Raw genomic sequence first — 18,861 nt, 5'->3', positions numbered from 1 at the left:
ATCATGACCACACCAATTATTCAAATTAATAACTTACAAAAGCGCTTTGGAGAATATCAAGCCCTTCAAGGTTTAAGCTTGGCCGTACATCAAGGAGAGATTTTAGCGCTGCTTGGTCCTAATGGCGCAGGAAAAACAACTACCATCAATTGCCTGTTAGGTTTTTTACAACCTGATGCAGGTGAAATCACCATTGCAGGAGTAAACCCACAACTCGATGTCGTAACAGCAAGGCAGCATTTAGCGTATATTCCCGAGCAAGTGGCTCTCTACCCTCGCCTTACTGGGCTTGAGAATCTCGCCTATTTCAGCAAAGTGGCGAGCATCGAAAAAACCGATGACGAATTTCGTGCCCTACTCGCAGAAGTAAAACTACCAAGCCATGCTGTAAATAAGTCCGTTGCAACCTATTCAAAGGGAATGAGACAAAAAGTAGGGATCGCTATAGCACTTGCAAAACAAGCTAAAGCATTGATTTTAGATGAACCAACTTCAGGCCTTGATCCATCAGCCAGCCATGAGTTTAGTCAACTCATACAATCGCTAGCGAAGCAAGGTGTCGCAATTTTAATGGCGACCCACGACTTATACCGTGCTCAAGAGGATGCGCATCGCGTTGCAATTATTAATCAAGGGCAATTAGTCGACACGTTACTTTTCGAACAATTAAAAGAAGTCCAACTTGAATCTGTATACCTTAAACATATCAAGGTGGACGCCTAATGTTACAAAGTACTTTTAAAAAAGAATGGCTCGATACTAAGCGGCAAGGTCAAGTACTCTGGCTGAGTGGCATTGCTGTTTTGTTATTATTACTGGCTTGTGTGACTGGTTTTAAGAGCCATCAAGGCTATCAGCAAGCCGTAAACGAGGTATCTCAATCAGAGCAATTACGCTGGCTGAACCAAGGTGAGAAAGGCCCCCACTCTGCAGCTCATTACGGCATTTATGTCGTTAAGCCTACCACGCCACTGGCAGCACTCGATGATGGATTACAAGCTTACCAAGGAAATGTATTGAGGTTAGAGGCGCACATTCGTAACGATAGCTTATTTAGAAGCGCACAAGATAACTTGCCATTGTCGCGCTTTGGGAGCTTATCACCCGCCTTCGTGTTGCAAGTATTATTACCCTTATTGATCATTTTAATTGGCTACCCATTACTTGCACGGGAGCGTGAGCAAGGCACTTTAAAACAACTACTTGCAGCAGGTGCAAGCCCTGCAAAGTTGTTTTTTGCTAAATGTGCTTTGCTTTTCACACTTTCATGCCTGTTCTTGCTACCTGTTGCACTTTTTTTACTTTATAGCCAAACTGCAAACGAGGCGCCTTATACGCTAAGAAGTGCTCTATTTTTACTCTCTTATTTAATTTATCTATTACTTTGGTCATTGATCACTACGACACTCTCTAGCCTGCTTCCTACGGCACGACGCGCATTAATTACATTACTTACTATTTGGGCATTCACAACATTATTAATGCCAAAACTTGCAATGAATATTGCAACCACCTTGCATCCTCAAGGGTCTGGTCAAACGTTTCAGGCAAAACTTGAAAGCGAGGTTTATACCGATGCACGCCTCGATGCGATTGAAAAATTTAAGCAGCAAACACTCGCCCAGTATGGCGTCAGCCAAGTAGCTGATTTACCCTTCGATTATGCAGGAGCACAACTCCAATTTGGTGAACAATACGCCGACAAAATATTTGATCGCTTATTTAAAGCCCGTTTAGAACAGCTTGAAGCACAGTCACAAAGCTACCAGTTGGCAGGGTTGTTAACTCCCTTTATCGCAGTACAAACACTCTCGATGGCGACCGCAGCCACTGATTTTAGCCACCAACAATCTTTTGAAAATGCAGCAGAGCAACATCGTCGTCTTATGCAAGAAGTCCTTAACTTTAATCAAAGAGATCATGGTCATAAGGCTGAGGGACATTACTCCGCAGGAAAAGAGCTATGGCAGCAGATCCCTAAGTTTTCATACCAATACCCACGTTTTGCTCACTACCTGCCTCACTACGTTATTAGCCTCATAAGTCTTGGCTTTTGGCTAATTGTACTGGTGCTACTTAGTTTATTTGCAATTAAAAAGCTACGTTTAGAGGAACAAAGATGAAGCGCCTAATATTAGCTACTGAGCTTAAAAACCTATGGCGAGAGAAACTCGTACTCACACTTTTTCTTACCACCAGCGTGCTTGCATTCGTGGCATTCTTTAATGCCCATTATTTTACTAATAAGCAGCGCGACATAGTACTTGCTGCCCAACAAATGCAGCAACAAACAATTCAAAATGCTAAAACAGGATTACCCGAGAGGCTCGCGAGTACCGAAAATCATAAATGGTGGGAAGACCCGTACGACCTACGCGGACAAGCTTTTTACTTGATGCAAAATTACGCTACCAAAACTCCGCTCGCAACGGCTCCTATCGCAACGGGACAAGCTGATGTATTACCGTATTATTTTAAAATGCTGATTAAAGAAAAGCAGCATATTGTTCATCAATATGATTATGTCCACCCGCTTTCACTGTTACTTGGTCAGTTCGATTTAAGCTTTGTGGTGATCTATTTACTGCCATTGCTCATTATTAGCATTTGTTTTAATGCTTTAGCGAGTGAACGCCAAGGCGGACAGTTAAGGCTACTAATGCTTCAAGGTGGCAGTGCCACGCATCTACTCACCTACCAATTACTACTACGAAGTGCGTTGATTCTAATGCCATTTCTACTCATAAGTAGTCTACTTTTGGTTATCATAAGAGACCAAATAGGTGTTACTGAACTACTGAGCTATAACCTTATTGTACTGTGTTATTCTGGGTTTTGGATTGCTTTAACAGCTTGGATTAATAGCCGGGCCAAAAGTGCCGCAAACAATGCTGCGACTCTCGTTACCTGTTGGCTCGCTTTGGTGATTGTTGTTCCAGCTTTGATCAATACAAGCATTGCTTTACTCGACCCAACGCCTTCACGTATTCACTATATAGATAGTCTTCGAGCAGCCAGCGATGACGCTCAAAAAGCGAGTGAAAAAACCTTAGCTCAGTATTTTCAAGACCACCCAGAGCTTGCAAAAAATGGCAGTGGCGCCAGTGATTACGCCACCAAAAAAATTGCAACAATAAACTCTGTTGAACGCGCAATGGAAGTTCAAGATGCACGCTTTTTAAACGCGCAGCAAGCACAACAACAAAGCGCCCAAAAACTACAGTATCTTTCCCCTGCGCTTATTGTCCAAACACTATTGGTAGATTTAGCTGGAAACGGTTTGACGCGTCATCACGCTTTTATGAGCGAAGTTGAAGCTCATCATCATGCACTACAACGTTTCTTTGCCAACGAGATTGCCAAAGCTAATCAAAGAGGAGACTTTGCACCATGTGATGGTTGTAGCGCAAAGCCAACGCTCACGAATCTTGCGGATATTCCTCAATTTAGCAGCAAATTTGCTACACCTGTGTACAGCTACACACCATTAACCTGGTTGCTGCTACTAGCCGTTGGCCTTCTCCTTATAGCAAAACGTCGCGTCAACAAACTAGACAGTGCGAGTAACAAAGAGGTGCTAGTAGTATGAATTATCTATTTTTTAGATGACGAAGGGATTTATATAGCCAGTTACCAAATAGTAACTGGCTATAAGGACACTTTTATATTCAACAGGAACTATTTATAACTTATTTTTAGCTCCATCAGGAGGTTGACCAATTTTTCCAGTAGTGGGGTTTGTTCATTGTCTCTATGATATGCAACAAACACATCCCGGGATGTGTGGGCCACATCTTCAACATGATAAAGCTCACCTGCCTTTAATTGCTCCCAAACAAGCAACTGAGGAATAAACGCACTGCCGCCGCATTTTAAAATTAAATCGAGTGCTATACGCCCTGTACTGGTTCTAAAATAAGGAGGTGCGTGACCATTAAACTCACGTGCATGCCATAACGAAAAGGACGTTCCCCAATCAACATACACATACTGATTATCGAAAAAGTTCTCACTATTTGCAGCTTCAAAGGCACTAACAGGAATGATTGGTAATTCACATATTCGCTTAACAACAAGTTCATCAACCTTCGGAGGGTCGAACAGCACAGCAAGATCTAATGTACGCTCTAGTAATAAACGAGTGCTTTCTTGTTGAGCCTTAACTTCAGCCACAAGTGACACACCCGGCATCGCAGAGACAATATTAGTAATACCGAACTGCAAAAATGCATCCCAAACATTTGGGGTGCCTGCTAGGCTAATTTGCTTGTGCATATTATCTGCAAGCGCAACATCAACTTTTGCTCTTTGCATTCCGGTTATAATCATTTGTGCATGGGGTAATAAACGCTCGCCCGGTGCTGTTAGTTGAATATTGTTACGCTGACGAATAAACAGATTAACTCCAAGCCCTTGCTCTAATTGTCGTATCCTAAAGCTTACCGCAGACTGAGTTATATATAAGTTTTCAGCCGCTTTACCAAAATGGCGAGTACGCACTACTTCAACGAACGTTTTTAATAAATCTATATCCAATTATTTATCCTCACGATAAAAATTTTTTGTTTAATAAATTGCGCAACTTGATCCATACTCCTGCATGAAAATAGGGCATGAGGAAACAGCCATGAGCAATGATATTTCACTACTTCGCCAAGCGTTCGTTAGTCAGCGCCAGTTCTATGATGATCAAAACTTTCCGCGAGGTTTTGGCCGCAGCGGTAACTTTACTTTACTCGAAGCCAGTATTCTTGAACAACACGGTATTGTGCTAAAAGGTTTATACAATAAAACCTTGGAACCTCAAAACGAAATTCAAGAACAATTTTTAGCCGTGATTACAGGAAATTTAGAGCCAAGTAACCCAATTGAAAGAGCATGGCTAAAGTATCTAAAATTAACAACTTGTAAAACCAAGTTTCATACTTTATTTGGTCGTTCAAAAATGTCGGGGCCCGTGCCGCGCAACCAAGATTATTATACTGAGTCTGACGGGATATAAAGTAAAACAAGCAATTTACATATAATGTAATTTGCTTTTTTGTGTATTACCAGTTACAACTTGTATAAGTTGTTTTTCTTATACAAGTTAGTAAACAAGGTGTTGCGTGACACGAAAGATACTCATTATTGAAGATACGCCAACCATCGCCCGTGTTCAACAACATATCGCCATGAAGATTGGCTATGATGCCGACATAGCGGGCTCTCTGGCAGACGCACAGGACTTAATAAGTAAAAATAACTACTATTGCGCAGTGGTGGACTTTATTTTACCTGATGCGCCTAATGGTGAGGCCGTGCCATGTACTGTGGGAGCAGATATACCCACCATAGTAATGACGGGCAATATAGACTCTACCACGCGAGACACCGTTGAAAACTACCCTATCATTGATTACATCACTAAAGAAAATAAACAAGCCTATCATTATTTAGAAAAACAACTGCAACGCCTGCCACGCAATGAGAATGTTAAAGTACTCGTAGTTGATGACTCTGTTGCCACTCGCTTGCACATCTGTGAACTATTGAGGCGTCACAAATACCAAATCCTTCAAGCAAATAACGGTATTGAAGCGCTTGCTATGCTTGAAGAAACACCCGATATTGCCGTAATTATTACCGATAATGAAATGCCTAAAATGAATGGCGATGAATTATGTAGCGAAATCCGCCGGCGTTATAGTAATGATGAAAAAGCGATTATTGGCATTTCAGGTTCAGATGCGCCCTATCTATCAGCTCGTTTTTTGAAGGGCGGAGCAAACGACTACCTCCGAAAACCATTTAATAATGAAGAGTTTTATTGTCGCTTAAGCCAAAACGTTGACATGCTTGAGCAAATTAACACCATTCGGCTACAAGCAAATACCGATTATTTAACTAAACTCCCTAATAGACGTTATTTTTTTGAAGAAGCAAGTAAATCACTAAAGCAACTTAAAAAACAGCAATTAACCTCAGCCATGGCCATGATTGATATTGATCATTTTAAAGCAATTAATGACACCTATGGTCATGATGCGGGTGATGAAGTACTCAAAGGGTTATCGATTTGCTTTGCAAAGCACTTTGAGCAACACTTGGTTGCTCGATTAGGTGGTGAAGAATTTGCTATTTACTTTGCTGACACGAGCAAAAGTAAAGCGATACAACAGCTGGAAACGTTCCGTAGCTTTATTGAACTACACAGCCCCGAGTTTAGCAAAGAGAAAATCAAGTTCACCATCTCTGTAGGTTTTACTCAAGAGCCTGTGTATCAAATTGACGAACTACTAAAACAAGCCGATATAAAATTGTATGACGCCAAAGAAACCGGCCGTAATAAAGTTGTTGCTTAAACAGGTTTGGTTGCGGTTAGGCTATTTTCACGCTTGCGCTTTTTTGATTGTCGGTATGAATCCCAACTAAAAATAGCTAATGCACTCCAAATACATGCAAATGTAACGACTCTTTCACTGCTAAATACTTCCCCATAAAACATCACAGCCAGCACAAACATTAAACTTGGCCCAATATACTGAAAGAAGCCTAAAGTTGTGTACTGTAAACGCTTAGCCGCTCCCGTGAAACAAAGCAGCGGTAATGTAGTAATAACACCCGCGCTGATCAACAATAGGTTAGTATGCCACTCATTTAACGTTAAGTTAGAGCTTGTAGAGGGTGTCATAAAGCCCCAATAAGCAATTGCAACAGGTAATAAAATTACCGCTTCGAGTAATAAGCCTGGCAAAGATTCTATTGGCAGCTTTTTGCGTAATAACCCGTAAATAGCAAACGAACCCGCCAATGAAAATGCAACAATAGGAAAAGAGCCAAAACTGATCAACTGTACTGCCACACCACTCAATGCCAAAGCCACCGCGACCCCTTGCCACTTACGTAGCTTTTCTCCTAAAAACAACATGCCAAGTAACACGTTTAATAATGGGTTTATGTAATAACCCAAACTTGCATCGAGCATATGATCGTTATTCACCGCCCAAATAAATAAGCCCCAATTAAAGCCTAAAAGGGTTGCCGTTAAAGTAAGCATTAATAATAACTTAGGTTGCTTTATCACATGTTTAATTTTATGCCACTGCCTCATCACTGAGACAATTACAATAATAAATAAAACGGACCAAACAACACGGTGCATGAGTATTTCAAATGCTGATATATGCTGTAATAGCTTAAAATAGATAGGCGCAAGGCCCCACATAAAAAAGGCTAAGCAGGCTAAAATAACGCCTTTACGTTGTTCAGGGTTAGTTGGCATAAAAATATTCTAAACATGAAAAAGGCGGCTAGTTTACTCCCCGAATAAGGTTTTATCCAACTAAATAAGTCCCAGTGCCAAATGCTATTTGCACTCCCTGCTCATTATGCAGCTCCATTCGACAAACACATACCTTATTACCTGAGCGAATAAGCTTAGCACTGGCTGTAAATTCCAACCCTTTACCTGGACGCAAATAGTCGGTTCGCAAATCAATTGTGCCTAAGGTCGCCAACTTCTTTTGAATATCTAACACATCAATTTCTTCTAACTTGTCAATAATAGAAGCCGCCGCAAGCATGCCGCCGACATTATCAAGCACTGCCGAAATAACTCCCCCATGGAGTATTTTTTGAGTAGGGTTGCCAATAAAAACATCCTGCCATGGGAACGTAATTTGTGCTTGCTCAGAATCAAGTGATTTTACACTGATTTTTAAAAACTGATTAAACGGCATTTTTTCTACAAATACGTTTGCGACCTGGCTAATTAACATTGTTTTATTCATTATTATTGTCTGCCTTTCATAACTGGTAAGATGAGTAAAGCACAACTAAAAGAAAAGTGCGATAAAAAGCACCTATGCAAGGTCGTCTAAAAGCTCTAAAATAGGCGAGATGAATACACAAACCCCAACACCAAGTACTATAGTACGCAGTCCAGCAGCCATACTTAAACAAGTTTTTGGTTATAGCGAATTTCGTGATGGCCAAGAAGCGGTTATAAATGCCGCGCTTAACGGCCAAGACTCTCTTGTACTGCTACCTACTGGTGGCGGAAAATCTGTGTGTTATCAAGTTCCCGCGCTAGCCCTCGATGGCTTAACAGTGGTTATTTCGCCATTAATATCTTTGATGCAAGACCAGGTTGCACAATTGCAAGCTCTCGGAGTTAAAGCTGCCTACGTCAACAACAGCCTTAATCGAGACGAACAACAGCAAATTTATCAGCAATTACACAATGGTTTAATCAAGCTATTATATGTTGCCCCTGAAAAAGTTCTGCAAAGAGAGTTCTTAGAACGCCTCAATCACTTGAATATCAGTTTATTTGCAATCGATGAAGCACATTGTGTATCGCACTGGGGCCATGATTTTAGACCCCATTACTGCCGCCTAAGTGAACTAAAACAGCACTTTCCTGCGGTTCCAATGATGGCACTGACTGCGACCGCCGATAAAGCTACACGTTTTGATATAGTTCAACAATTAGGCCTGCAAGCTCCTTACATTCATACGGGCAGCTTTGATCGGCCAAACATTCGTTACACCATAGAAGAAAAATTCAAACCGTTAGCACAGCTGCTTCGCTACTTAAAAGAACAACAAAATCAAAGCGGCATTATTTATTGCACTAGCCGAAAACGGGTTGATGACATTGCCGAAAAGCTGGCTGATGCAGGCCTAAATGCCGCAGCTTACCATGCCGGCATGAGCAATGAGCAACGTCAATTTGTGCAAACAGGCTTCGCTCGTGATGACATTCAAATTGTAGTGGCAACGGTTGCATTTGGTATGGGTATCAACAAACCCAACGTGCGTTTTGTATTGCATTACGACATTCCAAAAAGTATCGAAGCTTACTATCAAGAAACTGGCCGAGCCGGTCGTGACGGTCTTGCTGCAGAAGCTATTATGTATTTTGATCCTGCTGATATCGGCCGAGTTAGACGTTTTTTTGAAGACATTGAAGATGAGCAACGCCGCCGAGTTGAAGAGCAACGCTTCAATGCCATGGCAAGTTTTGCCGAAGCCCCCACCTGCCGCCGACAAATTTTATTAAACTATTTTAGTGAATATCAGCGCGAGCAATGTGGTAACTGTGATATTTGCTTAAACCCGCCAAAAACATTTGATGGCACCCTGGTAGCTCAACAAGCTCTTTCCTGCGTTTACCGTGCTGAGCAACGCTTTGGTTTAGGTTATATCGTCGAATTACTGCGCGGAGCTAACACCAGCCGAATTCGTGATAACAATCACCACCAGCTAACTACTTACGGCATCGGTAAAGACCGCAGTAGTGAATTTTGGCTTAGTATTTTACGCCAATTGATACACCAAGGTTTATTAAGCCAAGATATTACCCAAGGCTCAGCGCTTCGTTTGACCGAAGGCGCTCGTGCTGTTTTAAAAGGTGAATACGCTTTGCAAATGGCTGAGCCGCGGCTGCAAGCTAAACATGTTTACCAAGATAAACTCGCGCAATTTAATTACGATAAAAAACTATTTGCAAAACTTCGAGCCTTGCGTAAGCAACTTGCTGATGACGATGATGTCCCGCCGTATGTGGTATTTAACGATAAAACACTCGCCGAGATGGCACAGTTAATGCCGACTAACGACAGTGAGTTTTTAAAAGTGTCAGGTGTTGGCTTTACCAAACTTAATAAATACGGCAGTCCATTTTTAACAGCTATTCGCAACTACCTCGCACAGCCATAAAGAACGAGAAACACAATGACCGACTTTCAATTAGACAGCCAGCATAACGCCATTATTGTCACCCCTAGTCAAATGCCAAACGACGATGATTTTGAGCTGTGGGCACATTTATTACTACATATGCCAGAGCTTAAAATAGCTGAATTTGAAGCCGGTGCAGATCGCCATCAGTTGCGTTTTAACTATGAACAGCAAAACTTTAATTTGAACTTTGAACATTATAGTAATAGTGTTTGGATCAATGGTGAAGGCGCCGAAGCTGAGCATTTACTTGCGGCACTAGCACATTACTTTCTTACAAATATGCAACAATGAACTAGACATACATAATTAGTTAGTGTGTAGTGTACACATACTAAAAATTCATGTTAAAGGGTTCATATGGTCGTTAACTGGTATCGAAAAACATTACTGCTTAGCTACTGTAGCATGGTTTTATTTAGCCCTTTAATAAAGGCTAATTCTATCGGAAGTAGCGGATGTAGTAATCAACGAACGATTACCCCTGCAGAGCAAAATTTGCGCCGCCAACTCGAGGGTAATGAACGACTCCCAGAAAAAACAGCTAATGCAAAAATAGCAAATATCAATTTAGATCAGCTCAACGTATTCAATACCCAATTAGAAGCAGAAAACAACGCGCTGTTTAGATTCGCCAATCGCGTCCATATGACAACAGAACCAGATGTAATAAAAAATATATTGCTCTTTGAGGCAGGTGACGAATACCACCCCAAAAAGCTTTCAGAATCAGAGCGCCTTTTACGCAAGCAAAGCTACTTATACGATGCAGATATCAGCGGTGAACTTAACTGTGATGGCGACATAAATGTCAACGTTGCTACCCGTGACTTATGGACTTTATTGCCAGAAATAAGCTTCAGCCGCACTGGAGGTGAAAACAAATCCAGCATTGGCTTTAGAGAGTCTAATTTATTTGGCTGGGGTAAGCGTTTATCTATCTCTCGCACCAGTGACGCTGATCGCGATGGCTATTTATTTGTGTATGATGACCCTAATATACTTTCTAGTCGCTACCGTGGTCGTGTAGAGTATTCAGATAACGACGATGGTAAACGCCATTTATTAGAATTGACCTACCCATTTTATTCAATCGATACCCCCTACAGCTATGGCCTTGTAAGCTATTCAGATCAACGTATTGAGTCCCTTTACAAGCGCGGTGAAGTATTTAGTGAGTTTGAACAAAAAACCAATTACAACCAATTGCATTTTGGCCACTCAAAGCAATTAGGTAATAGTTGGACGCAGCGTTTGAGTGTTGGCTACATTTTTGAAGAACACTCATTTAATGCCATACCAGCGACTCATACACCACTGGCCGAGAGCCGAGATTTGAGTTATCCCTATGTCAGCGGTCATTGGTTTGAAGATCATTTCATTAAAGTGCGCAATTTCGACAGCATTTACCGCACTGAAGATTTAAACCTGGGCTGGAATGTGCAAGGCTTAGTTGGTTACTCTAGCGAAGAATTAAGCGATGACAATAGCCGTGCTGTGTATTCATTTAATGCTAAAAAAGCTCACTTTAGTGGTGACAACACTCTATGGCGTTTTTATGCCAGCCTAGATGGTTACTGGAACGAACAACAAAGCAAAATCGAAAATCTGTTTGCCACCAGCCAAATGCAATATTATTTAAATACCAGTTTTGAGCAATCTTGGTATGCTAAAATACGCCTTGACTACGCAAAGAACCTCACACACGATAAACAACTTAACTTAGGTGGTGATAACGGCTTACGAGGTTACCCTCTTAATTACCAACAAGGTGATCGAAGCTTTTAATCAACTTGGAAAAACGCTATTACTGGGAATACGACTTACTGCAATTATTTAAGGTCGGTGGTGCTGCCTTTATTGATATAGGACGCGCGTGGTTCGACGATAAACACAATGGCGCCAACGGACAAGTTTTAAAAAATGTAGGCATGGGTCTCAGACTTGCGCCGAGCCGTGCAAATGCTGGCACAGTGATCCACTTAGATATAGCAGCTCCGATTGATAGAAATGATGATGTTGATTCTGTGCAATGGTTGGTAACTGTTAAAAACTCCTTTTAAAGGCTGCTAGAAAGGCTAAAATAACTCAACTGTGCAACTGATTTGGATAAACTGTGGAATTACTTGATATTCTTAGTATGCAATATAAATGGGTAGTAACCTTAGTTGCCTTATTAACCTTTCCTTTGCTGTTAAAATTCACCAAAAAATTACTCGAAAAAACCATCAAAGGTAAAGTCGATATTCACCGAAAATATCGCGCAGAGCTACTGCTAAAAATTATCCTCGCAATTGTGATGGTATGCTTAGTATTAGTATTTTGGGGCATTGAACTGCGTGGTCTACTCGTCCTAGGTTCATCATTGTTTGCTATGCTCGGCGTCGCTTTATTTGCCGCATGGTCACTGCTGAGTAACTTAACCTCATTTTTATTAATGTTTATACAAAATGATTGCCGCGTTGGTTATTGGGTTCGCGTTATTGATGGGGCTAATTTTGTTGAAGGACGTATCGTTGAAATGGGCTTAATGAATGTCGTATTAGAACACATTGATGGTCACCGTGTAATTTATCCAAACAACCTATTTGTAACGCGCCCGGTGATGGTTTTAAATAAAGAGCCAAAACCAACTAAGGTTGCCGCACACAAGCGAATTCTAGGTCCTAAAAAACCTTAAATTAAGAAAGGCGCTTGTAAGTTTCCATGCAAACGCCTTGTTATAGTAAATGACGAATTAACTAATTATTTAAATCAGCTGTTTTTAATTCATCATCTAAATCATTAATACCATCAATAAAGGTTTCAAGCTGCTGTTCAACTAAGCTATTAGCATGTGCAAAATAGGCAATATGAAACACAGCATCACCCTCATTAACTAACGGCATAGTCTGTTGGCCAATAATAATTCCACTGCGAGGAGCTAGTAACTCTAGCTCAGAATCACCTAGTGGGCTACTTATATAAGCCAAAATCTGGCCTTTAACAACTCGCTCCCCCAGTGAAACTTGCGCACGAACAATACCATCAACCTCTGCGCGCACCCAACTGGTTGAGCTTGCGATTATAGGATCAGGCAACTTTTTAGCACGTTTACCTCGAATCATTTTTAAATGACGCATCACATAATCGACCCCTTGCATCCCTGCTGCAATGGCAATGGGATCAAACCTAAGCGCTTCACCCGCTTCATAGGTAATAACGGGAATACCTAAATTAGCAGCTTCACTTCGCAATGAACCATTACGCAGCGAGGCATCAATGACCGCTGGTGTACCAAAGGCTTTTGCCATTTCAGCCGTCGCTTCATCGCTTAAATCTGCCCTAATTTGCGGTAAATTAGTTCTATGTATAGCACCTGTATGCAAATCAATAATGTGGGTGCAATGGACTGCTACTTGCGAGAAAAACATATGCGCCATGCGACCCGCTAATGAACCGCGAATAGATCCCGGAAAACTACGGTTCATATCACGGCGGTCAGGTAAATAACGCGACTTATGAATAAAGCCAAACACGTTAACAATAGGGACCGCAATCAAGGTACCACGTAACTGGCTGGCATCAATTTTAGCAAGTAACTGGCGTACGACTTCAACACCATTGAGCTCATCACCATGGATAGCAGCGCACACCATTAATACAGGGCCTTCTTGCACCCCATTGACCACTTCAATTGGAATGTTTAACGGCGAATGGGTATAAAGCTTTGCCGCTTCAAGTGCTAGTGTTTTTCGCTCCCCCACCCCTACGGTTTCACCTAATAAAGAAAAGGCACTATTAATTTTAACCTTTGCCACGTGTTGCGGTCCCTTTTGTTGCTGCTGCTTTTTCGATAAAGTCGATCACCATGCCTGCAATGTCTTTTCCGGTTGCCACTTCAATCCCCTCAAGACCAGGAGATGAGTTTACCTCCATCACTAATGGACCACGAGATGAGCGCAGTAAATCAACACCTGCGACATTTAAACCCATAGCTTTCGCAGCCGCAACCGCAGTTTTACGCTCTTCAGGCGAGATACGAACCAAAGTCGCGCTACCACCACGGTGTAAGTTTGAACGAAACTCCCCCTCTTGCGCTTGACGTTTCATTGCAGCAATAACTTTGTCACCTAATACAAAGCAACGAATATCCGCGCCACCGGCTTCTTTAATGTATTCTTGCACCATGATATTCGCTTTTAAGCCCATAAATGCTTCAATTACACTTTCGGCTGCTTTACGCGTTTCAGCCAATACAACACCAATACCTTGTGTGCCTTCTAATAACTTAATTACAACCGGCGCACCGCCAACCATCTCAAGTAAGTCTTTTACGTCATCAGGCTTACTAGCAAACCCTGTTACCGGCATGCCAACACCTTTACGTGATAATAACTGTAATGAACGCAATTTATCGCGAGAACGTGAAATCGCAACCGATTCATTCACAGGAAATACATTCATCATTTCAAACTGACGTAAAACAGCACAACCATAAAATGTAACCGATGCGCCAATACGCGGAATAATCGCATCGAAATCTTTTAAATTTTCGCCACGATAATGGATCTCAGGCTGCTCAGAGTTAATATTCATATAGCAACGTAATGCATCAATCACTTTTACTTCGTGACCTCGCTGCTCAGCCGCTTCGATAAGACGACGTGTTGAATACAAATTTCTGTTACGAGATAAAATACCAATTTTCATAGTTAAAACCTTAACTACCTAATAAATGAGATAAAGCCGGATCAACGACTATGCGATTTTCCATTGCTGTACGCCCTAGCAACATTCTAAACTTCATACTTGAGCGACGGGTAAGCGTCACTTCAATAGGCCAGCTGTTGTTACCGGCATGGAGCATGGTTTCAATAAAGTAGCGTAACTGGCGCTCTCCACTGGAGCTGGTAACGTACTTTATTTTTTTTACTTTTTGCTTCACACACAACTTCTGTGTGCTCATCATCTTGTAATGGTTGTGCTGTAAAACGAACCCACTGCTCACCATCACGACTAAATTCTTCTATATTAATGGCATGTATGCATGACGTCCGAGCTCCGGTATCAACCTTCGCCTTGATCTTACTTATGCCAAGCTCAGGTAAACTTAACCACTCACGCCAACCAACTGTAATTTTTGCCGTCATAAATGCGCCCTTTAATAAAAAAATGACTTATACGCGATTGCCAAATAAACACCAACAAAATAAATTCATCGACTAGATTAATTAATTCGATTGACCTGACCTTAACAATAGTCAACTATATTCACCATAAAGCATTAATGGAAATCTTCTATGTTCAATGGCTTACTTCACGCAGTGCTACTCGATGGCAAAGGCGGTGCACGCACACTAGACACTAGTAGTACTCTTGATAATTGGCAACCGCAGCAAGGAAAACTTTGGCTGCATTTAGATTACTCCCAAGATCAAGCGGTTGACTGGCTAAAAAACAGCGAGCTTTTGACTGATTATGAATTAGAATCATTAATAGCCGATGAAACCAGACCACGCCTAAGTAAAGCGGCCAATGGCTCGATGTTATTTTTGCGCGGCGTCAACCTCAACCCGGCACAAAGCCCTGAAGATATGGTGTCACTGCGTCTATTTATTAATGACGATATTGTGATCACAACTCGTAGGCGTCGCTTGTTATCTGTACAAGATGTACTGGAATCATTGATGCAAAGCGATGGTCCATGCAATATTTCTGAATTAGTATGTCATCTAACACAAAATTTAACGTCTCGAATGCAAACTGTGATTGATGAACTCGACGATACTTTAGATATTTTTGAAGGTGAAATTGATGAGCCGACAAAACGCTTTGATAACCAAGGCTTATCACAGCTACGCAGACAAACTATTGCTTTAAAAAGATACTTACGCCCACAAAAGGAAGCACTAAGCTCGCTTGCAACTAACCGTTTTTCATGGTTAGAAGAAACAGATAAAGCCAAACTAAATGAAACCACTAACTTGCAGGTGAGATACCTTGAAGAATTAGATAGTGCGATTGAACGCGCCCAAATTATTCAGCAAACAATCACCAATCAAGTGTCAGAGCAACTTAACCAGCGTATGTATGTAATGTCTGTTGTTGCCGCGTTATTCTTACCGCTAGGCTTTTTAACAGGCCTACTCGGCGTTAACGTGGGAGGGATCCCGGGCACTGATAACCCGTATGCGTTTAGCGCATTTGTAATATTTTTAATCGTGCTTACTGGCGGTATTGGCGTTTATTTTAAAAATAAGCAATGGCTTTAATTTTATCGAGACGGACTTTATGTTCGCCTTGAGGCAATTCCAACAACAAAAACTCTCCCAGCCCTTTATGGTTTTCAAGGTTAATCGCTTTACCTGTTAGTGTTTCATCGTGAGTTGTTGTAATTGTGACCTTAGCTTGCTGTATACAAAAAAGCTCAAACTGATCGTAATCACCACACGCAATTGGTTGATAAGCCATAATTGATCTCAAAAAGAGTAAAGTTAAAGTATAACAAAGGAAATTGGATGATATATGAGAAAAGCAAATGGCGCTCTCGGCAGGAATCGAACCTGCAACTTAGCTTCCGGAGAGCCACGTGATATCCATTTCACCACGAGAGCACATTTGTTGCCGCCACACCGACTCGCGATATCGATGCTTTAGCACGGGCAATAATAAAGACATCTTCACCGAAATGCTAGCATCTGTTGCTTATATGGCTATTTATTACACTAAAAATAATAATTTACTTCACAATAACGCAAAAAACAGCTATTAAATAATACTGAACAAAAAATAATAACCATTTTGTAACATATCTCAGGTTATAAAGCCTTCTTTTATAAAATGGCTAAGCACGGGGAAGTAAATCTATGAGTTTAATGTCAACCGAACAAGTGGCAGAGTTTTTAGGAGTTAAAGTGGAGCGTGTTAAACGCCTAGCAAGAGAGAGTTTACTTATTGCTAAAGGAGAAGATGCCAATGGTGAACCACAGTTTGATGCTGATGAAGTAGCTAAGTATAAAGAGCTAGCTGCACGATTTGGTGGTTTATAGCTAAACTCTTTACTATTTGACTTGCTGGGTTATTTAAGTAAATACTCCAGCTGCTTATCCAATATCTCAACTTTTTCATTCACTCCACGCTCGTGGTACCAACATATACACAACACTAAAAACACCACTTGGTAGTGCTTCAGTTTTTCTATTGAGAAGTTAAACGACTGCCCTTTGGGCAAACAGCGCTGATAAGTGTTAAGTAACGCCATTTTTTGCTGAAGGTTTAACTCAAAACTAACCACTAGTGCAGCTAAGTCAAAGTAAACATCATTGCTTTTAGCGTACTCAAAGTCGATTAAATACATACCCGATGAGTTAGTGATAATATTCTCTTTAACCAAGTCATTGTGACAAAACCCATTGTCTCTCGGCTGACTGTAAATATACTCAAGCGATGCCTCAACGGTTTGTTGATAGCCTTGGTAGAGTAAGGTGTTACGGTAATAATCAAGCTCGTACTTTATATCCATAGGCTCTGTTGACACAGTATGCTGATGTAAACTTACCAAGCTGTGTATCAGCTCAGCGGTGTAACTCCCTTGTGCTATATCACCCTCTATATATTCAAAAATAGCGAGCTTGTTAGCTTTATCAGCCCAAATTGGCGCGGGGCAAATTTGAAGTGCTGCAAATCTAGCTTGTGCATCTAACCCAACCTGTGGCCAGTGATCGCGATAACATTTTAGTAAGTAGGCGCTGCGGCTGGTGCGCACTAAAAAATTGTCATTACTTAATCCACTGTGTAAACGTTCACTGCTTAGAATATTAAGCTGAGGGTCAAAAGCGCTAAATATAGCGCTTATTTTATTCATAGTCATAGCTAGTCTTATAACTGTGCTAATGGCTTAGCTTGGTCCTGTTCGTACTCTTCGTACCAGGTTTTAAAGCCCCAAGCTGCCATAATGGTGTAGAACACAAACAAGGCTAGCGTTGGGTAATAGCCCTTTTCGTAATATAAATACATTGATGCAGCATCAATGACTATCCAATATAACCAATTCTCAAGCACTTTTTTAGCTACTAAGTAGGTAGTCACTACAGCAAAACAAGTCGTAAAGCTATCTAGATAGGCAAAGTCTGCATGAGTGTAGGTTGTCATGATATACCCAAGGATAAGGGCGACAAGTGAAGTAACAGCAATAATAACTAGGTGCTGATTTAGGCGCCATGAGGTTATTGCCAACTCATGTTTATTTGCTCCCCCTTACGCCACACTAACCAACCATAAACGGCCATGTACATATAATAAAAGTGCAGTAGCGACTCCATTAATAAAGCACCGTTCCAATACATAATGGTATAAATTAATGTACTAAAAAATGCCGCGGGCCAACACCAAAGGTTTTCCTTGATAGCTAGTAACAGGTAGGCCATAGACAACGCCACCGCGATATATTCCCAATGCGACATTGCAGTAAAGCCTGCCAGAGTTTGATTTATAAAATCCATTATTGGCTCACTAAGGTATTAATGGTTATTCAGGAGAAAGATCGCCAGATAGAAACTTACAAACAAAAATCGCTTTACCAAATTCTTCATATGAACGCTTTATTTCGGTATTCAGTACCGACATAACGAGATCATAGTCACCAAATATTTGAGTTGATAACGTATTAGTGATGACTTTTAAATCATCGTACGTATTTAAACGGTCAATAAACCCTTTAATAAATGGAATGTAGTCTTGGTGCAGTGGGTATTTACTGATCTCTACAGATAATTTCATTGTTAATTGTTTCCATTACTAAAAAATAGTGCCGCTATTGTAACTCGGCGTTGCTTACAAGTCATTCAAAGGTAGAGAGGATGACAAAGAAGGTGTAAAATCAGTTTAATTTAGTTTTCCTTTTGAGCATCCCATGGCACGACGCATTACCTACACCTTTAAAAACCAACCTCGTGAAATTAATTTTGCTAAAGATAAGTACCAAGATATGTATCAAGCAATCGCCGCGGCTGAAGGCATCGATTTAACCAACTATTTAACTATGGTACGCCAAATTGAAATGACGTCTAAGGGTTCTGCGGCGGTGCGTAACTTTCGCGATCAAGAGTTTGCTCGAATGGGTTTTGCTGATATCTACTTTATTAAAGAGTAGCC

Annotated in this window: 19 protein-coding genes, 1 tRNA gene and 3 pseudogenes; 12 read left to right on the top strand and 11 right to left on the bottom strand. The window is 41.1% G+C overall.

Going from position 1 to position 18,861, the window contains the following annotated elements:
* Positions 1 to 3: 3 nt before the first annotated feature.
* The 3 genes from ACU8V8_RS01555 to ACU8V8_RS01545 are packed head-to-tail and all read left to right on the top strand — an operon-like array spanning position 4 to position 3,589.
* On the top strand, positions 4 to 723 hold the full coding sequence (locus tag ACU8V8_RS01555; protein ID WP_446888611.1) for an ABC transporter ATP-binding protein: 720 nt from the start codon (positions 4 to 6) through the stop codon (positions 721 to 723).
* On the top strand, positions 723 to 2,123 hold the full coding sequence (locus ACU8V8_RS01550; protein WP_192542751.1) for a DUF3526 domain-containing protein: 1,401 nt from the start codon (positions 723 to 725) through the stop codon (positions 2,121 to 2,123). Before ACU8V8_RS01555 ends, ACU8V8_RS01550 begins: the two co-directional genes overlap by 1 nt.
* A complete protein-coding gene (locus tag ACU8V8_RS01545) occupies positions 2,120 to 3,589 on the top strand; it encodes a DUF3526 domain-containing protein (protein WP_446888610.1) in 1,470 nt (489 codons plus the stop codon). The genes ACU8V8_RS01550 and ACU8V8_RS01545 overlap by 4 nt, the downstream gene beginning before the upstream one ends.
* Positions 3,590 to 3,678: 89 nt before the next feature.
* On the opposite strand, the gene ACU8V8_RS01540 is transcribed toward ACU8V8_RS01545, so the two are convergent.
* Positions 3,679 to 4,536, bottom strand: coding sequence for a LysR family transcriptional regulator (locus ACU8V8_RS01540; RefSeq protein ID WP_446888609.1), 858 nt, complete (start codon positions 4,534 to 4,536; stop codon positions 3,679 to 3,681).
* 91 nt (positions 4,537 to 4,627) lie between these two features.
* Between ACU8V8_RS01540 and ACU8V8_RS01535 the strand changes: the two genes are divergently transcribed.
* Positions 4,628 to 5,002, top strand: coding sequence for a DUF413 domain-containing protein (locus tag ACU8V8_RS01535; RefSeq protein WP_446888608.1), 375 nt, complete (start codon positions 4,628 to 4,630; stop codon positions 5,000 to 5,002).
* Positions 5,003 to 5,108: 106 nt separating this feature from the next.
* The gene (locus ACU8V8_RS01530; RefSeq protein ID WP_446888607.1) at positions 5,109 to 6,344 is read left to right on the top strand and encodes a diguanylate cyclase; all 1,236 of its coding nucleotides are present in this window, start codon (positions 5,109 to 5,111) and stop codon (positions 6,342 to 6,344) included.
* Here the strand turns inward: ACU8V8_RS01530 and rarD are convergent.
* Together rarD and ACU8V8_RS01520 are read right to left on the bottom strand one after the other, a co-directional pair.
* Positions 6,341 to 7,264, bottom strand: coding sequence for an EamA family transporter RarD (gene rarD / locus ACU8V8_RS01525; protein ID WP_446888606.1), 924 nt, complete (start codon positions 7,262 to 7,264; stop codon positions 6,341 to 6,343). The two genes, ACU8V8_RS01530 and rarD, sit on opposite strands and share 4 nt — an antisense overlap.
* 52 nt (positions 7,265 to 7,316) lie before the next feature.
* A complete protein-coding gene (locus tag ACU8V8_RS01520; protein WP_446888605.1) occupies positions 7,317 to 7,772 on the bottom strand; it encodes a thioesterase family protein in 456 nt (151 codons plus the stop codon).
* A gap of 109 nt (positions 7,773 to 7,881) precedes the next feature.
* On the opposite strand from ACU8V8_RS01520, the gene recQ reads away from it, so the two are divergent.
* The 4 genes and pseudogenes from recQ (at position 7,882) to ACU8V8_RS01500 (ending at position 12,406) form a co-directional block, all read left to right on the top strand.
* Positions 7,882 to 9,705 carry a DNA helicase RecQ gene (recQ, locus tag ACU8V8_RS01515; RefSeq protein WP_446888604.1) on the top strand — a complete coding sequence of 608 codons (1,824 nt, stop codon included), beginning with the start codon at positions 7,882 to 7,884 and terminating at the stop codon, positions 9,703 to 9,705.
* Positions 9,706 to 9,720: 15 nt separating this feature from the next.
* Entirely contained in the window at positions 9,721 to 10,020 is a 300-nt protein-coding gene (locus tag ACU8V8_RS01510; protein WP_446888603.1) for a DUF3630 family protein, read from the top strand.
* Between the two features lie 114 nt (positions 10,021 to 10,134).
* Positions 10,135 to 11,789, top strand: a pseudogene (locus ACU8V8_RS01505) (hypothetical protein).
* Positions 11,790 to 11,866: 77 nt separating this feature from the next.
* Positions 11,867 to 12,406 carry a mechanosensitive ion channel domain-containing protein gene (locus ACU8V8_RS01500; RefSeq protein ID WP_446889562.1) on the top strand — a complete coding sequence of 180 codons (540 nt, stop codon included), beginning with the start codon at positions 11,867 to 11,869 and terminating at the stop codon, positions 12,404 to 12,406.
* Between the two features lie 61 nt (positions 12,407 to 12,467).
* On the opposite strand, the gene ACU8V8_RS01495 is transcribed toward ACU8V8_RS01500, so the two are convergent.
* The 3 genes and pseudogenes from ACU8V8_RS01495 to ACU8V8_RS01485 form a co-directional block, all read right to left on the bottom strand.
* Positions 12,468 to 13,526: a succinylglutamate desuccinylase/aspartoacylase family protein gene (locus tag ACU8V8_RS01495; RefSeq protein WP_446888602.1), complete on the bottom strand. Its 1,059-nt coding sequence runs from the start codon at positions 13,524 to 13,526 to the stop codon at positions 12,468 to 12,470.
* Positions 13,513 to 14,418, bottom strand: a complete 906-nt coding sequence (gene rimK / locus ACU8V8_RS01490; protein ID WP_446888601.1) for a 30S ribosomal protein S6--L-glutamate ligase — start codon at positions 14,416 to 14,418, stop codon at positions 13,513 to 13,515. The genes ACU8V8_RS01495 and rimK overlap by 14 nt, the downstream gene beginning before the upstream one ends.
* 10 nt (positions 14,419 to 14,428) lie before the next feature.
* A pseudogene (locus ACU8V8_RS01485) lies at positions 14,429 to 14,858 on the bottom strand (ATP-dependent zinc protease family protein).
* A gap of 150 nt (positions 14,859 to 15,008) precedes the next feature.
* On the opposite strand from ACU8V8_RS01485, the gene zntB reads away from it, so the two are divergent.
* Positions 15,009 to 15,980 carry a zinc transporter ZntB gene (gene zntB, locus ACU8V8_RS01480; RefSeq protein ID WP_446888600.1) on the top strand — a complete coding sequence of 324 codons (972 nt, stop codon included), beginning with the start codon at positions 15,009 to 15,011 and terminating at the stop codon, positions 15,978 to 15,980.
* Here the strand turns inward: zntB and ACU8V8_RS01475 are convergent.
* Complete coding sequence (locus ACU8V8_RS01475) at positions 15,958 to 16,179, bottom strand: Rho-binding antiterminator (RefSeq protein WP_446888599.1); 222 nt, start codon at positions 16,177 to 16,179, stop codon at positions 15,958 to 15,960. The genes zntB and ACU8V8_RS01475 overlap by 23 nt on opposite strands.
* Before the next feature lie 68 nt (positions 16,180 to 16,247).
* A tRNA-Arg gene (locus ACU8V8_RS01470) sits at positions 16,248 to 16,322 on the bottom strand.
* 252 nt (positions 16,323 to 16,574) lie between these two features.
* Between ACU8V8_RS01470 and ACU8V8_RS01465 the strand changes: the two genes are divergently transcribed.
* Positions 16,575 to 16,757: a helix-turn-helix domain-containing protein gene (locus ACU8V8_RS01465; protein WP_446888598.1), complete on the top strand. Its 183-nt coding sequence runs from the start codon at positions 16,575 to 16,577 to the stop codon at positions 16,755 to 16,757.
* Positions 16,758 to 16,786: 29 nt separating this feature from the next.
* Here the strand turns inward: ACU8V8_RS01465 and ACU8V8_RS01460 are convergent, their stop codons facing one another.
* The 3 genes and pseudogenes from ACU8V8_RS01460 to ACU8V8_RS01450 form a co-directional block, all read right to left on the bottom strand.
* Positions 16,787 to 17,572 carry a phosphotransferase gene (locus ACU8V8_RS01460; RefSeq protein WP_446888597.1) on the bottom strand — a complete coding sequence of 262 codons (786 nt, stop codon included), beginning with the start codon at positions 17,570 to 17,572 and terminating at the stop codon, positions 16,787 to 16,789.
* Positions 17,573 to 17,586: 14 nt separating this feature from the next.
* A pseudogene (gene pnuC / locus ACU8V8_RS01455) lies at positions 17,587 to 18,209 on the bottom strand (nicotinamide riboside transporter PnuC).
* Positions 18,210 to 18,234: 25 nt separating this feature from the next.
* A complete protein-coding gene (locus tag ACU8V8_RS01450) occupies positions 18,235 to 18,486 on the bottom strand; it encodes a hypothetical protein (protein ID WP_058560330.1) in 252 nt (83 codons plus the stop codon).
* A gap of 133 nt (positions 18,487 to 18,619) precedes the next feature.
* Between ACU8V8_RS01450 and ACU8V8_RS01445 the strand changes: the two genes are divergently transcribed.
* On the top strand, positions 18,620 to 18,859 hold the full coding sequence (locus tag ACU8V8_RS01445; protein WP_446888596.1) for a DUF2960 domain-containing protein: 240 nt from the start codon (positions 18,620 to 18,622) through the stop codon (positions 18,857 to 18,859).
* Positions 18,860 to 18,861: the final 2 nt, after the last annotated feature.

Source organism: Pseudoalteromonas sp. SaAl2, from assembly GCF_052947895.1.
Note: the sequence above shows the minus strand (reverse complement) of the source record. Positions and strands in the feature narration are given on the sequence as shown.